The organism is Corynebacterium coyleae (assembly GCF_030408635.1).
GTDB classification, from domain to species: Bacteria; Actinomycetota; Actinomycetes; order Mycobacteriales; family Mycobacteriaceae; genus Corynebacterium; species Corynebacterium coyleae.
On the sequence record NZ_CP047198.1, the window covers coordinates 1,912,773 to 1,926,012 of the forward strand.

General features: G+C 63.4%; 15 protein-coding genes. 2 read left to right on the forward strand and 13 right to left on the reverse strand.

Annotation, left to right across the window (positions count from 1 at the left end; all coding sequences use genetic code 11):
* The first annotated feature begins 24 nt into the window (after positions 1 to 24).
* Positions 25 to 1,050, forward strand: coding sequence for a CE1 family esterase (locus CCOY_RS09240; RefSeq protein WP_092100488.1), 1,026 nt, complete (start codon positions 25 to 27; stop codon positions 1,048 to 1,050).
* A gap of 23 nt (positions 1,051 to 1,073) precedes the next feature.
* On the opposite strand, the gene CCOY_RS09245 is transcribed toward CCOY_RS09240, so the two are convergent.
* From CCOY_RS09245 to CCOY_RS09300, 12 genes are all read right to left on the reverse strand, one after another.
* On the reverse strand, positions 1,074 to 1,718 hold the full coding sequence (locus tag CCOY_RS09245; protein WP_070421323.1) for a LysE family translocator: 645 nt from the start codon (positions 1,716 to 1,718) through the stop codon (positions 1,074 to 1,076).
* Entirely contained in the window at positions 1,715 to 2,650 is a 936-nt protein-coding gene (gene holA, locus CCOY_RS09250) for a DNA polymerase III subunit delta (protein ID WP_092100490.1), read from the reverse strand. Before holA ends, CCOY_RS09245 begins: the two co-directional genes overlap by 4 nt.
* 1 nt (position 2,651) lies before the next feature.
* Complete coding sequence (locus tag CCOY_RS09255) at positions 2,652 to 4,289, reverse strand: ComEC/Rec2 family competence protein (protein ID WP_092100492.1); 1,638 nt, start codon at positions 4,287 to 4,289, stop codon at positions 2,652 to 2,654.
* A gap of 16 nt (positions 4,290 to 4,305) precedes the next feature.
* Positions 4,306 to 4,965: a ComEA family DNA-binding protein gene (locus CCOY_RS09260; RefSeq protein WP_070840270.1), complete on the reverse strand. Its 660-nt coding sequence runs from the start codon at positions 4,963 to 4,965 to the stop codon at positions 4,306 to 4,308.
* A 91-nt stretch (positions 4,966 to 5,056) separates the two neighbouring features.
* Positions 5,057 to 5,854, reverse strand: a complete 798-nt coding sequence (locus CCOY_RS09265; RefSeq protein ID WP_070569645.1) for a DegV family protein — start codon at positions 5,852 to 5,854, stop codon at positions 5,057 to 5,059.
* The gene (locus CCOY_RS09270) at positions 5,854 to 6,486 is read right to left on the reverse strand and encodes a histidine phosphatase family protein (protein ID WP_092100495.1); all 633 of its coding nucleotides are present in this window, start codon (positions 6,484 to 6,486) and stop codon (positions 5,854 to 5,856) included. The genes CCOY_RS09265 and CCOY_RS09270 overlap by 1 nt, the downstream gene beginning before the upstream one ends.
* A gap of 5 nt (positions 6,487 to 6,491) precedes the next feature.
* Positions 6,492 to 6,965 (reverse strand): ribosome silencing factor, encoded by a 474-nt coding sequence (gene rsfS / locus CCOY_RS09275; protein ID WP_070421317.1) that lies wholly within the window; start codon positions 6,963 to 6,965, stop codon positions 6,492 to 6,494.
* A gap of 86 nt (positions 6,966 to 7,051) precedes the next feature.
* Positions 7,052 to 7,675 (reverse strand): nicotinate-nucleotide adenylyltransferase, encoded by a 624-nt coding sequence (gene nadD, locus CCOY_RS09280; protein ID WP_070421316.1) that lies wholly within the window; start codon positions 7,673 to 7,675, stop codon positions 7,052 to 7,054.
* A 7-nt stretch (positions 7,676 to 7,682) separates the two neighbouring features.
* Positions 7,683 to 8,057: a hypothetical protein gene (locus tag CCOY_RS09285; RefSeq protein ID WP_070421315.1), complete on the reverse strand. Its 375-nt coding sequence runs from the start codon at positions 8,055 to 8,057 to the stop codon at positions 7,683 to 7,685.
* Positions 8,057 to 8,995: a cutinase family protein gene (locus tag CCOY_RS09290; protein ID WP_083279295.1), complete on the reverse strand. Its 939-nt coding sequence runs from the start codon at positions 8,993 to 8,995 to the stop codon at positions 8,057 to 8,059. The genes CCOY_RS09285 and CCOY_RS09290 overlap by 1 nt, the downstream gene beginning before the upstream one ends.
* A gap of 9 nt (positions 8,996 to 9,004) precedes the next feature.
* Positions 9,005 to 10,291, reverse strand: a complete 1,287-nt coding sequence (locus CCOY_RS09295; protein WP_070820200.1) for a glutamate-5-semialdehyde dehydrogenase — start codon at positions 10,289 to 10,291, stop codon at positions 9,005 to 9,007.
* A gap of 224 nt (positions 10,292 to 10,515) precedes the next feature.
* The gene (locus tag CCOY_RS09300) at positions 10,516 to 11,436 is read right to left on the reverse strand and encodes a D-isomer specific 2-hydroxyacid dehydrogenase family protein (RefSeq protein WP_070453649.1); all 921 of its coding nucleotides are present in this window, start codon (positions 11,434 to 11,436) and stop codon (positions 10,516 to 10,518) included.
* 194 nt (positions 11,437 to 11,630) lie between these two features.
* Here CCOY_RS09300 and CCOY_RS09305 point away from each other — a divergent pair, with 194 nt between their 5' ends.
* Entirely contained in the window at positions 11,631 to 12,119 is a 489-nt protein-coding gene (locus tag CCOY_RS09305) for a hypothetical protein (protein WP_092100497.1), read from the forward strand.
* A gap of 3 nt (positions 12,120 to 12,122) precedes the next feature.
* On the opposite strand, the gene proB is transcribed toward CCOY_RS09305, so the two are convergent.
* Complete coding sequence (gene proB / locus CCOY_RS09310; RefSeq protein ID WP_092100499.1) at positions 12,123 to 13,238, reverse strand: glutamate 5-kinase; 1,116 nt, start codon at positions 13,236 to 13,238, stop codon at positions 12,123 to 12,125.
* Positions 13,239 to 13,240 lie beyond the last annotated feature (2 nt).

Consider the following 13,240-nt stretch of genomic DNA (forward strand, 5'->3'; position numbering starts at 1 on the left):
CGGCCCGACAAAAGAGGAACTTCCGTGAAAATTAAAAAGCGTGCGGTTGCGGCCGCGCTGACGTTTAGCCTGATGGCATCCCCTGCAATCGCTCCAGAGGCGAAGGCTGCAGACCCGTCCGTTTCGGCATCCGTGGATGCAGCTGAGCTCGTTTCGGCATTGTCGAAACTCCTTCCGATGAATAACCCGCAGGTCAAGCAGGCGCTTGGCGTGTTGACGTTGATCATCGCCGGTATTTTGGTAGCGGTGCCGATGGCGGAAGCGGGGTCGTCGATACGCAATGGCGCCGTGGGCGACAAGGCTCCGGGCAAGCACACGCGCCGCATCGTGGTGGATGGCACCTCGCGCTCCTACGATGTGGTCCTGCCGTCGAACTACTCCGAGGGCGTCGCCTACCCGGTGATTCTTGGTTTTGGTGGCTGGCAGCACACCGCAAGCCAGACGCGTGACTACCAGAAGTTCGAGACCGCAATCGACAACACGATTGTGATCTACGCGCAGGGTGTTGACAACGCGTGGGCTGGAGCGCCGTATGCCCGCACGTCGCTGAATGAGGACATCGCCTACACGCGCGCCATTATCGACGACGCCGCCACCCAGTACGGCGCCGACCCGAACCGTGTCGTCGCAGCCGGCCTGTCCAACGGCGGCGGATTTGCGGCCGCACTTGCCTGCCACGCCCCCGACACCGTCAAGGCGGTCGCCTCCGTCGCTGGTGCGTTTTACAACCCGACCGTGACCGGCTGTACCTCCGGATCGGTGCCCACGCTGATCATGCACGGCACCAACGACAACGTAGTGGGATACAACGGCGGTATCCGGCACGGTGCGTTCTACGAGTCGGTGGATAGCGTCATGCGCACCATGGCCTCGAAGAACAAGTGCTTGGGCACGACCACCCGTTCGCGCTCCGACAACGTGACCACGTTTGAGGCGCAGGGCTGCGACGCGGCCACGCGCGTGGAGCGCATCGAGGGTGGCATCCACACCTGGTTCACCGACCCGAGCGCAACCGCCCACACGGTGCGCTTCCTCCTGCCCTACCTGTAAACGGCGAGCCGTTTACAGGGCGGTTAGAGCGCCAGCGCCCCGCGCACGATCAAGGTCAGGCCGACGATAACGAAGAACGCGCCTGCACCGATGTCGATGTAGGGGCCGGCGCTCAGGAACTTGCGCCGCACCCGCTGGGTAGAGATCACCTGGACGAAGACGGCGAACAGGACGAAGGAGCTCAGCCACAGCGCAAACGTCACGATGAGGGCGGTGCTCAGGCTGGGGCTGGGCGGCAGCAGTGGGGCGATCATGGCGGACAGCGCGATGACGATCTTGGGGTTGGCGAGGTTCGTTGCTAAGCCACGCATGTATGCAGAGCGCACCGTGCCGAGCCGCTGCTCCGCCTCTTCGAGGGTCATTGGTGGGTTGTGCCGATCCGCGAGACCACCACGAACGTTGCTCGCACCCATCGCGATCAGCACTGCACCACCCACCAGTTGGACGTAGGTCAGCGCGTCTGGGAACGCGTTGAGCAGCGCCGCAGCGCCAAAGACAGTGAGCGCGCACCACATGAGCACGCCAGTTTGGATGCCGATGGCGGTTGCCCACCCGTGGCGGCGCGAGCGCGTCGCTGTGCGGGTAATCAGCACCACGTCGGGACCTGGCGCGGCGGCACCGATGACGTTGAGGCCGATGATGACGGCGAGATCTCCCGGCGCGATCATACGAGCTCCGCGATGCGTCGCACGGCGTTTTCCAGGGCGAACTCGGCGTCGCCGCCTTGGCCTTTCACCTCTGCGTCGAGGTCAGCCACGATGATCACCGCTTCGGACACCGCTCGGCCGGACCAGTGGCGCGCCACCTGCATGGTTTTCTTGGCCACGTACGGGTGCATGCCTACGGTGCGTGCGATCTGGTCGGGGTTGCCGCGCACGCCGTAAAGTTTCGCGATGTCGCCGACTTTGTGGGCGAGCGCTGCGGCGATGGTGGCCGGTTTGACGCCCAGTTGAAGCGCCCGGCGCGTCGATGCGAGTGCGCGGTCGGCGCGGCCGGCGACCATTTGGTCGGCGATGTCAAAGCCTGCGACCTCCGCGACGCCAACGTAGTATTCGCGCACTGCGGCGACGGTGATTTCCCCGTCGGTGTCGGCGACAAGCTGGCTAACGGCGGAGGCAAGTTCGCGCAGGTCTGAGCCGACGGATTCCAAGAGTGCAGCAACCACATCGGGGGTAGGGCGCACGCCGTGGGAGCGGAACTCTTCGGTGACCCAGGTGCGCCGTTGGCCGTCGTTAAGCGGATTGGCCTCGTGCACATCGGCGAGTTTTTTGAACTTGGGCACCAGCGATTTCTGCCGCCCACCACCGGTGTGCTGGATGATGATCACGATGCCGGGCGCAGGATCCACGCACGCTTTCAGCAGTACCTCGGTGGGTTCTTTGCCTGCGAGTTCTGCGTGTTTGACCAGTACGACGCGGTCTTCGGCGAACAGTGACGGGCTGGTTGTCATGGCGATTTCGCCTTCGGTGACGTCGCCTGCGCGCAGTGTGGTCACTTCGATGCCGTCGCCAGCGTCGGCAATGATCTTTTTTGTGGCACGCTCGGCGAGGAATTCGTCTTCGCCTAAGACAAGGTGCACGGGGTTGAGCATGACGACCATCTTAAAACTCTCGCCGCGGCAGCACTTGGGTGCCATCCGGGTAGATGGCAACGTTGCCGTCGCGGTTGGGAAAGATCACGGGGATGCCCTGGTCAGTGACCACGGGTCTTCGGTGGGGGCGGCCCTTTTCAAGCACGACAACAAGCTGCGTGCCCGGCGGAATGGGCAGGGCATCTTCTTGCTTTTCGACGACATGAGCACGCAACCTGCCCACATCCACCGGCGTGCCCGCCGGCGCCTGCGACAGGACCACACCAAACCCGCACACAAGCGCCGCCGCCAGAGTGGTCTTCGGGTATCCGGCAAACAAGCCCGCGAGGAACCATCCGTAGACAACCACGACGACGATGGGTTCCGTCTCTACCGTGGCACCGGGAAACCGTGCACCGTTTTCTGCGACCACACGCACCCAATAGGCCATGGGTTCCACCACCCACAGCACAGGTGCAGCCAACCCGCCGTGGATGAGGCTGAGCAACACCGCCGCAAGGCCGAGCACAGTCACCGGGCCGGTCACCGGTGCGACGATGACGTTTGCCACCACAGAGACTAAAGAAGCCCGGCCGGCCATCATGGCGACAATCGGCATCGTCGCTACGTCGGCGGCAACCGCAACGGCAAGTGCACGCACGAGAATGTCGGGCCAGCCCGTGGCAGCAAGGACGCGGTACAACAGCGGAAACAGCGCGACGATGCCCGCGGTCGCCGCTACCGAGAGCGCGAACCCGTAATGCACCGCCAGGTCTGAATCCACCAGCACTAGGCCGATCACCGATAAACACAGCGCGTGGATCGGCTCGGACTGGCGTGACGCCAACACCGCAGTCAACCCCACCAACCCAGACACGGAAGCGCGCAGCACGCTCGGCTCGGGTCCGACCAGCGAGGCGTAGAGCAACAGCGCCGCAGCCGACGCCACGATACGACCCCGCAGCCCCAAGCCCACTGCCGCTGCGGCAATCGCTGCGAACGTGGTCACGATTGCCACGTTCGCACCAGAGACTGCTGACAGGTGCGAGAGGCCAGTGTCGATGTAATCCTGCTGTTCTTGGCTGGTTTGCAACGAGACGTCCCCGAGCACCATGCCCGAGATCAGCCCTTGGGCGGACTCCCCCACGGTGGCCTGGACAACGCCGGCAAACGTTTCCCGGGTGTGCTGCGCAAACGCAGCCAACCCCTGCGGTGGGGAGACCACCTCAACTGACCCGTTGACCGCAATCGGGTTGATCCCAGCCATCTCCGATTCCTTCACCACGCCGCGCACAACCACCTGGGCGCCGGACACGGCAGTGTCCGGCACTTCATCGACAAACACGGGCGTCAGCGTCGGGTTGCCGTCTACCTGCACGCGGACGATGAACCCGCCGGTGCTCGTCTGCTTCGGCGCGCCCGATACCCGGCCCACGAACTGACCCGCGGGCTCCCACGCCCGCGCAATGCGCAGTCGCACCCCGGTGGTCACGACGGCGGCCGCACCCATCCCCGCAATGAACACCGCCTGCCCGTAGGCGCGCAGCACCACAGCACCGATAACGGCCACCAGCACCACAACCACCGCGATGCCCACTCCGAGGGTGATCGCCACCGCAGCCGCTGCCCACACCACCAGCGCCGCCGGGACAAGCCTGATCTCCCCCACTTACCCCACGCCCCGTCTATAAGCCGACCTGGTCGCGCATTGCCGCAAGTTTCGCCGGTCCAATTCCTTTCACGTCAGTCAACGCATCTACCGACGCAAACGGCCCGTTTGCCTCACGGTGCGCCACGATCGCGGCTGCGGTTGACGGGCCGACTCCGGTAATCGTCGTCAATTCCTGCACCGATGCGGAGTTGATCGACACCACCCCACCCGCCGAAGCGCCAGCAGCGCCAGCACCGCCACCGGAATCCGTAGCGGCCGGTGGGGCGTGTTGGGAGCGGACGTGGATCTGTTGGCCGTCGACAAGCAATTGCGCATGATTGATCGAGATCAAGTCAGCATCCGGCAATGGCCGGGCCGTCTGCAGCGCATCCGCGACCCGTGCACCCTGGTTCAACGTGATCAGGCCCGGGTTTTCCACCTCACCAACAACAGAGACCACCACGGTGCCTGTGACCTCGGTGGGAGAGGCGACCTGCTCCCACGCAACGCCCTCATCATCCATGGGGCCGGATCGGGTCACCGCCCATCCGCCGACGGCGAGCAGCACTGCACCGGCGGCGGCCGCAGCTTGTTTCACAGGGATGCGCACCCGCGGCTCCGGGTAGCGCACCGTCAGGAGGTCTTCTTCCCCGGTGGGCCGGGTGAGCTCCTTGAGTCGTTCAGTGGCGTTCACACCAAAAACGCTATAAACCCCCGGCGCACTCGCCAAGGGGTCAGAAAAAATCTGTGGATAATCCGCCATCTACGGGCGACGAAAACAACAGTTATCCACAATTACGAGATGAGAACACCACCGACAGGCCGATTGCCCCTTCGCCGGTATGCATCGCGATCACCTTCACCAGCGGCTCGACCATGACCCGTGAGCCTTCCGGAAGTGTTTCGCGCAGCAGATCCGCGAGTTGCTCGGCGGCGTCCGGCACGTCCGCGTGCTGCACTGCGGCGAAAACGGGCTCGCCGCACGCGCGCTCTTCTACCAACTCGGTGAGTTTGGCAAACGCCTTCGACTGTGTGCGAGTCTTGCCCGCGAGTTCGAGCTTGCCTTCCCGAATGTGCAGGATCGGCTTGTTTGCCAGCAGCGCAGCCGAGAGCATCGCAGTGCCGGCAGGCAGGCGGCCGGACTTGCGCAAATCGTCGAGTTGGTGCAGGTACAACCACGTTTCGGAGCGCGCAATGGTGGACTTCGCCATCGCTTCGCACTCGTCTAACGTGCCGCCTTCCGCCGCAACAGTCGCGGCTGCCATCGCTGCGGCACCGATCGCCATGCCCGCAGAGTGCGTCTCCACGACACGGACCGTGCCTGGGAACACCGCAGACGCGGCCACCGCAGCCGACCAGGTGGACGAGAACGTCTTGGCAAGGTGGAGGGCGATCACGCCGTCGTCGCCACCACGCTCGAGCTGGCGGGCATAACAGGCGGCGAGTTCCAGCGACGACAACCCGGACGAGGACTCCCCTTCTGCGCCCTCGACACGGTGCAGGTCAACGACGCAGATATCGAGTTCCTCCACGACCTCCTGCGGCAACCCCGCGGAGGAATCCACCACGACGCGAACACCCATTAGTTACGGCCTCGGTTCCAGGCTTCGATGTACCACTGGGTCTTGGTGTCGTCGTCAATGCGCGGCATTGCCACCAGCCGTGACGTGTTCGCGTTACCGAGCCCCTTGAACAGCGGATACTGAGACACCTGCAGGCCAAGCAGCGTGGCGGTCAGCGCGGCGATGGTGCCTCCGTGCGCCACGAGCAGGACAGCAGCATTGTCCCATTCATCGTGGTCACGCATGAGTTCCATGACCACTTCGCGGGAACGTTGCGCAACGTCGATGCGGCTTTCGCCCTCTGGCGGCGCCCAGGTGGGGTCGGTGCGCCACAACGCACGAGCCCCGTCGTGGGCGGTGTCCACTTCCTCGTGCGTCTTGCCTTGCCACTGGCCAAGGTGGGTTTCGCGCAGACGCTTATCGACGACAACCTCAAGGTCCAAATCCGCCGCCACCACATCAGCCGTATCCTTCGCACGGATGAGGTCAGATGACACGATCTTGTTAATACCCAAGTGCCGCAGGTCCTCTGCCGCAGCATGCGCCTGGGCGCGTCCGCGCTCGGACAGTTCAGTATCCAGCTGGCCCTGCATGCGGCGAGTTGCGTTATAGAGCGTCTCGCCGTGACGCAGCAAAATCAGTCGGCGCTGCATGGGTCTTAGTACTCGTCGTCCGCGGCTTCGGGTCCCTCACCTGCCAGGGGAAGGTCCTCGATGGTCTGGGCTTTGCGCAGGTCAGCTTCGTCGCCAAACGCTGCGGGACGCTCGTAAGGCTCGAGCCCTTCGACCTCAATGGCCGGGCAGTCTGCGTACAGGCGGTCCAGGCCGTAGAACTCGCGCTCGGCTTCGCGCTGGATATGGACCACGAAGTTGCCGTAGTCAAGCAACACCCAGCGGTTTTCGCGGTTGCCCTCACGGCGCTTCGGCTCAACACCCAGGTCGGTCAGGTCGCCTTCGACCTCTTCAACAATGGCGGCAACCTGGCGTTCGTTATCTGCAGAGACGATGACGAACACGTCGGTGATCGCCATGACGTTAGACACGTCGATAACAGCGATATTGGTGCCGAGCTTCTCGTCGGCGGCCTTCGCGGCTACCTTGGCGCGGTCAATGGAGATCTGCGGGGCAGTCAAGTGGCAATCCTTATTCAGGTCATGGACAAATCAACTGGGCCATTGTCCCACGTATGACCGCAACATTTCCAGTTCAGGGGTCGCGCCTAGGGTGCGTAGAGCGAATTCTTCGCGATGTACTGCACCACACCGTCCGGCACCAGGTACCAAACCGGGCGCCCGTTGGAGGCGCGCTCGCGGCAATCGGTCGAAGAAATCGCCATGGCGGGAATCTCCACGAGGTGCACGCGTTCCTGGATATCCGCAGGCAGCATGTCTTCGCGCAACTCGTAGCCGGGGCGCGTCACGCCGACGAATTCGGCGAGTTCAAACATTTCTTCCCAGTCGTGCCAGGACATGATCGACGCCAACGCGTCCGCGCCCGTGATAAAGAACAGGGCCTCGTCCGGGAATTGTTTTCGTAGGTCCCGCAGGGTGTCAATCGTGTAGGTGGGTCCCCCGCGGTCGATATCCACCCTTGAAACGGAGAAGCGCGGGTTGGACGCGGTGGCCACCACGGTCATCAGATAGCGGTCTTCCGCCGGACTGATGTGCCGGTCGGCCTTCTGCCACGGCTGGCCGGTGGGTACGAAGATGACCTCGTCGAGGTTGAAGCGATCCGCCACCTCACTCGCGGCAACGAGGTGGCCGTGGTGGATCGGGTCGAACGTGCCACCCATCACCCCGATGCGCCGGGCGTTGTCCAGCGATGCCGCGTAGTGCTCAGCCATTGGGTGTTTACCTCAGTCCTGGCAGTGGCTGGATGTTAATCGACTCAATAAACAGCAAAGACATGCCGATGACGCCTGCGACCAGCGCGCCGAGAATACCCAGCACCGTGCCGATGATCACCGGACGATTCGACTCGTCAGCCCACTTTGCCTTGTTGGAGCTGCCCGGCTGGGACACGGTCTCCGTGACACAGATCTGCTCGCCCTTGCTGTTGGTCACCGGGACGGGGTTGCCGCCCTCCTCATCAACTTTCCACTGGCACGTTTCCTTGACGGTTTTCGTTTCCTCGGTCTTGCGCACAAACTCTGCGGCCGAGGCAACAGTAGGCGTCGCGCCAGCCAACAACGCGGCAGCGACAGTAGCGGAAATGATGCGGTTCATTAGCGGTAGCGTACCTGATCAACAAATCGGCCGAAAGCATCCGAGACTTGGTTGTCCCAGCGCGATGGCCAACGGAAGTAACGCGCGTGGTTGCCACCAGTTGGCTGGGATGCCTGCAGCGTCTGAATGGACAGGTCACACACGGAGTCCTGCGGCAAGCAGTAGTTCACGCGGTTCGGGGTCGCCCCTGCGGTCTTGGTGTTAAACGGCAAGAAGCCAAGCATGCCTCCGGCACCACCTGCTGGCACGCCGACGGTGGACCAATCCCCCGCCGCCGTGTTCGGGTTGCCAAAGTAGACCACACCCGCCAACTGGCCACGGCGTGCCAGTTCGCGCTCGTGCTCAAGCAGAATCATCGCGCCTTGCGAGTAGCCGGACAGGATGTACTTCGGGCGGCAACCACTGCGATGCTCGTAGTCATTGACCATCTGCATCACACCGGTGCGTCCGATCTGGACCGAATCCACGAACTCTGTGGCTACTCGCCTTGCCATCATCCACACCGGGTTGGCGTACTGCAGCGCAAGAGCCAGTGCCTGCAGGATGGTGCTTGGTACGGCAACCGACGGTACGTCGTATTCGGGGAACGTCGCCGGGTAGTAGCGCGGCTCCAGGCCGATGACCTCGACGTCCTTCATCAGCGAGTTACCGCCGTGGGTGGCTGCGTAGCGACGCTCCGCATGCTGCAGGAACGCACGAATCGTCTCACCCTCCCAACCGTTGGAGGTCCACGGCGCAGCCCACGAATACTTCGTGCGGTAAATCTGCGTGTTCTGGCCCGAGCCGCGGGCAGCGATGACGGCGACCGCCGGACAGCGCGTCTGCGCGTCTGCTTCGGGGGTCGGTGCGACGGGGCTCAACGTTGCGGTCACAGCCGTCGCAATAGCCGTGGCAAACAGCGCAAACTTGGCGCGAATGGAGGTCCGGGATTTTAGCACGCCGATAGACTAGCGCACCTGGCCATTACCTTCCAGAATCCACTTCGTGGTGGTCAGCTCCGGTAACGCCATGGGTCCGCGCGCGTGAAGCTTCTGTGTAGAGATGCCGATCTCTGCACCCATGCCGTATTGCTCCCCATCCGTGAATGCGGTCGAGGCGTTGAGGACGACGGCGGCGGAGTCGACGGCGGCAGCAAATCGTCGCAAAGCATCTGCGTCTTGGGCTGCGATCGCATCCGTGTGGCCGCTGGAGTAACGCGCGATGTGCGTGGTCGCACCATCGACGCCGTCAACGATGGCGCTTGCGATGTCCATGCTGAGGTATTCCTCGGCGAAGTCCTCCTCCGTTGCGGGTTCTACGGTGGCACCGAACGCAGCATGCTTATCGACGTCACCATGCACCACCACACCAGCCTCCTGCAGCGTCGCGATGATGGTGTGTTTGTCGGTCTCGGACAGGTGGGCGTCGATAAGCACCGTCTCTGTCGAGTTGCACACGCTGACCCGGCGCGTCTTGCCGTTGAGCAGCATCGCGATCGCCTTGTCCAGATCTGCGGACGCGTCGATGTAGAAGTGACAGTTGCCAGTGCCGGTCTCGATGGTGGGCACGATCGCGCCGGTCACCACCGCGTTGATCAAACGTGCACTTCCGCGCGGGATGACCACGTCCACCAGCCCGCGGGCGGTGATGAGATCCTGGACAGAATCGTGGCTCTCGCACGGCAGGAGCTGCACCGCCTCACGCGGCAGGTCGTTGCCTGCGAGGACGTCCTGCAGCACTGCGACGAGCGCCTCGTTGGAGTGGCGCGCCGTCTTGGAGCCACGAAGCAGGGCCACGTTGCCCGACTTCAGCGCCAGACCGAACGCGTCGACGGTGACGTTCGGGCGTGCCTCGTAAACCATGCCCATCACGCCGAGCGGGACGCGCACCTTCTTCATCTGAATCCCGTTGGGCAGCGTACGTCCGGTAAGCACCTCGCCCACCGGATCCTGCAGGCCCGCAACCTGGCGCAGCCCCCCGGCGATGCCGTCGATGCGTTCCTCGTCGAGCGCCAGCCGGTCCAACACCGACTCCGCCAGCCCGTTCGCGCGACCCTCTTCGATGTCGCGCGCGTTGGCTTGAAGGATTTCACCTGCGCGCTCGGCCAGTGCCTCCGCTGCCGCCAACAGCACCGCATCCTTCGCCGGTGTCGGCAGCACCGCAATCGTCGGGGCAACATCCTTGGCACGCTGTGCTTTCTGCAGTACCTCGTCGCGCTCGGCTTGGCGTTGCTGATCAGTCTGTTGGGCAGTCATGCGGCAATCGTAGCGTTAATGCAACTGCCAAGGTCTTGACACCGACAGTGGGCTGGCGCACCATTTTTTCATGTCCGACAAGCACACGCCCGACCCTGAAAACGTAAAACGATCAGAAGCCTTAGCGCGACTTACCAAACTTCCCCGGGTGGACACCGGGCAAGAATCCGTCGCAGACGCGGTGCGCTCAGAGCGGGACTCTGCCGCACTGACGTAGTGGTGATCTAGTACCCGGCCTCGACGTCGACCTCGGTCGACATCTTCTCCCCCGCTTCGAAGAGGCCCCAGTTCTTCAACGCCAGCGCCCCGATGCGGCGTTCCATGTACCGCGGGATATTCGCGGTGTGCGGCGTGATCACACAGTTATCCAGGTCCCACAGCTTGTGGTCCGCCGGCAGCGGCTCCGGCTCCGTCACGTCAAGACCAGCGCCACGGAGCTTGCCGTTGACCAGTGCGTCGGTGAGCGCCTCCGTATCAATCAGCGGACCGCGCCCAACATTGACGACGACCGCCGTGTCCTTCATCTGCTCAATCCGATCAGTGTTCACCATGTGGCGGGTCTCCTCCGTCAACGGGGTAAGCAGGACAAAGTAATCGTGATCGGCCCAGACCTCGTCGGCATCCTTCATGGCAACGGTCCGGTCCGCACCGTCCACCGGGTTGCCCGAGCGGTTCACGGCGGTGATCTCCATACCGAACGGCTCCAAGAAGCGGATCAGGGTTTTACCGATACCACCAGCACCAATCAGGGCGAGCTTCTTGTTATCGAAGAGGTACTCCTTCTCTTTGAACAGCTGTGTGTTGTTCCACTCGCGGTCCACGGCCTTCATACGGTGCTCCACGGCAAGCAGGAGGGCGAGGGTGGATTCGGCCACGGTGTCGTCGTAAAGCCCACCCGCATTAGCAAAGCGCACACCGTTGGCCGCATGTTCAGCCAGGATGCCAGCCTCCAGCAAACCCTCGATGCCGGCGTACTGGATCTGCACGACCTTCACGCTGTCGGGCAGCTCATCCGGGAAATCCTTCGGACCGCCGCCGAACAGCACGAGGTCAGGGTTGTCCTCGAGAGCGACATACTCATGGCCCTGTGCCTCCAGCGCGGCGATGGGCTCGTCTTTGGGCTTTGGCAAATACGTGAACTTCATGCCTGCCCAGAGTACGGAAGAACCCGACCCCCGGCACCGACATTGGAACTATTCGAGTGTCCACGATCGCACGGGCGCCACCCCTGTAAGGAAGTTAACAGTGCCCGTCAAGAATTCCTCAAGAAAACTCATGTGATCACACCTATAGGACCTGTAGTGTTTCCCCGACACCTGTAGAAGAAAGTGCATTGCCTATGACAACTCCCCTCTCACCCGAGCTCGTGATCTACATGATGGAAAACGGCTACCGCCAGGTAGAAATCGCCCGTGAGTACAACGTTTCCCGCCAGTACATTCATCAACTGGCAAAACAAGCCGGCTACACCTCTCCAATCACCACCGTCCAAGAGAACCTGCCCTGGGACGTCGATCCGGCCCTCACCAAAAACGCCACCTTCGTCGCATTCCGTCTCATCGGACACGAAATGGTCGCGCCCGGGAAACTGACGAACGAGTCCCGCGAACGAGCCAACGGACTCATCAAGCGCCTGCTCCAATTCGACGTGGTCATCGACTACGACCCGTCCTACCCGCCCATCATGGGACTGACCAACACTCCAGGATTCGCCTACCTTCCGCGCACAGCTAGCGACGAAAACTTCCTGATGAAGATCAAACCCGGAACCCGCGTCACCCCGCTGGGCGACAAGATCTGGCGGATGCCTGACGAGCCGATTATCTAACCCCTACAACCTGGACGCGTAGTTGCTCAGGTAGTCCGCGTGGACGACTGGGCGACGCTGCTGTTCGGGCAACTCGTCGGAGTGGCGACCCAGCATCCCGGCAAGTTCGGCGGCGTCGTACGCCACTTCCCCGCGGCCGATAGCTTCCGAATCCGGCCCGAGGATCTCCACGATGTCGCCCGCGTGGAACTCACCCTCGATACCGGTGATCCCCACCGCCAACAGGCTTGTGCCGCCACGGGTCACGGCCTCGACCGCGCCTTCGTCCAGGCGCAGCACACCTTCCGCGTCTGCCGCGTAGAGCGCCCAGAACTTCCATGCCGACAGTTTCCGGCCTGGTCGTGTGTGGAACACGGTACCCACCTGGGCGTGGTCGAGCGCGGCGTCGATGTTCTCCGTTGCAGTGAGCAGCACCGGCACGCCGCCACGTGCAGCCAGGCGAGCCGCCGACACCTTCGCGGCCATGCCACCAGTGCCGAAGACGCCGCCGTCGCCGGCTTGGACGGCTTCGAGATCCTTGCCGGTTCGGACTTCGTCGATACGCACTGCCCCAGGCTCGGCCGGATTGCGGTCGTAGAGCGCATCCACGTCGGAGAGCAGCACCAGCGCGTCCGCAGCGATGAGCGTAGCGACGATCGCCGACAACCGGTCGTTATCACCAAAGCGCATCTCAGAGGTGGCAACCGTGTCGTTTTCGTTGACAATCGGCACCGCCCCCATCTGACGCAGCCGCTCCAGGGTGCGCTGCGCGTTGCGGGCCCGCTCACGCGAACCGGCATCGGACTGGGTGAGCAGCACCTGGCCGGTGGCGCGGCCGTAGCGCGCAAACGAGGCACCCCACACCTGCGCGAGGTGAATCTGGCCGACCGAGGCTGCGGCCTGCTTCGTCGCGAGGTCTCGCGGGCGCGTCTTCAACCCGAGCGGGACCATGCCGGCGGCGATCGCACCGGAGGACACGACAACCACGTCGGTACCGCGGGCGATGCGTGCTTCGATGGCGTCGACGATGCGGTCGATTTTTGCTGGGGATACCTGCCCGGTGTCGTCGACAAGCGAACTGGTGCCCAGCTTCACCACAATGCGACGTGCGGACGCGATCTGGCTGCGAAGATCCGACATCC

Excerpts from the sequence above, each read along its gene's own strand:
- CCOY_RS09245 (WP_070421323.1), bottom strand. The coding sequence starts at position 1,718 with ATGATCGCGCCGGGAGATCTCGCCGTCATCATCGGCCTCAACGTCATC.
- CCOY_RS09295 (WP_070820200.1), bottom strand. The coding sequence starts at position 10,291 with ATGACTGCCCAACAGACTGATCAGCAACGCCAAGCCGAGCGCGACGAG.
- CCOY_RS09300 (WP_070453649.1), bottom strand. The coding sequence starts at position 11,436 with ATGAAGTTCACGTATTTGCCAAAGCCCAAAGACGAGCCCATCGCCGCG.
- nadD (WP_070421316.1), bottom strand. The coding sequence starts at position 7,675 with ATGGCTGAGCACTACGCGGCATCGCTGGACAACGCCCGGCGCATCGGG.
- proB (WP_092100499.1), bottom strand. The coding sequence starts at position 13,238 with ATGTCGGATCTTCGCAGCCAGATCGCGTCCGCACGTCGCATTGTGGTG.
- holA (WP_092100490.1), bottom strand. The coding sequence starts at position 2,650 with ATGGTCGTCATGCTCAACCCCGTGCACCTTGTCTTAGGCGAAGACGAA.
- CCOY_RS09270 (WP_092100495.1), bottom strand. The coding sequence starts at position 6,486 with ATGCAGCGCCGACTGATTTTGCTGCGTCACGGCGAGACGCTCTATAAC.
- CCOY_RS09265 (WP_070569645.1), bottom strand. The coding sequence starts at position 5,854 with ATGGGTGTTCGCGTCGTGGTGGATTCCTCCGCGGGGTTGCCGCAGGAG.
- CCOY_RS09305 (WP_092100497.1), top strand. The coding sequence starts at position 11,631 with ATGACAACTCCCCTCTCACCCGAGCTCGTGATCTACATGATGGAAAAC.
- CCOY_RS09285 (WP_070421315.1), bottom strand. The coding sequence starts at position 8,057 with ATGAACCGCATCATTTCCGCTACTGTCGCTGCCGCGTTGTTGGCTGGC.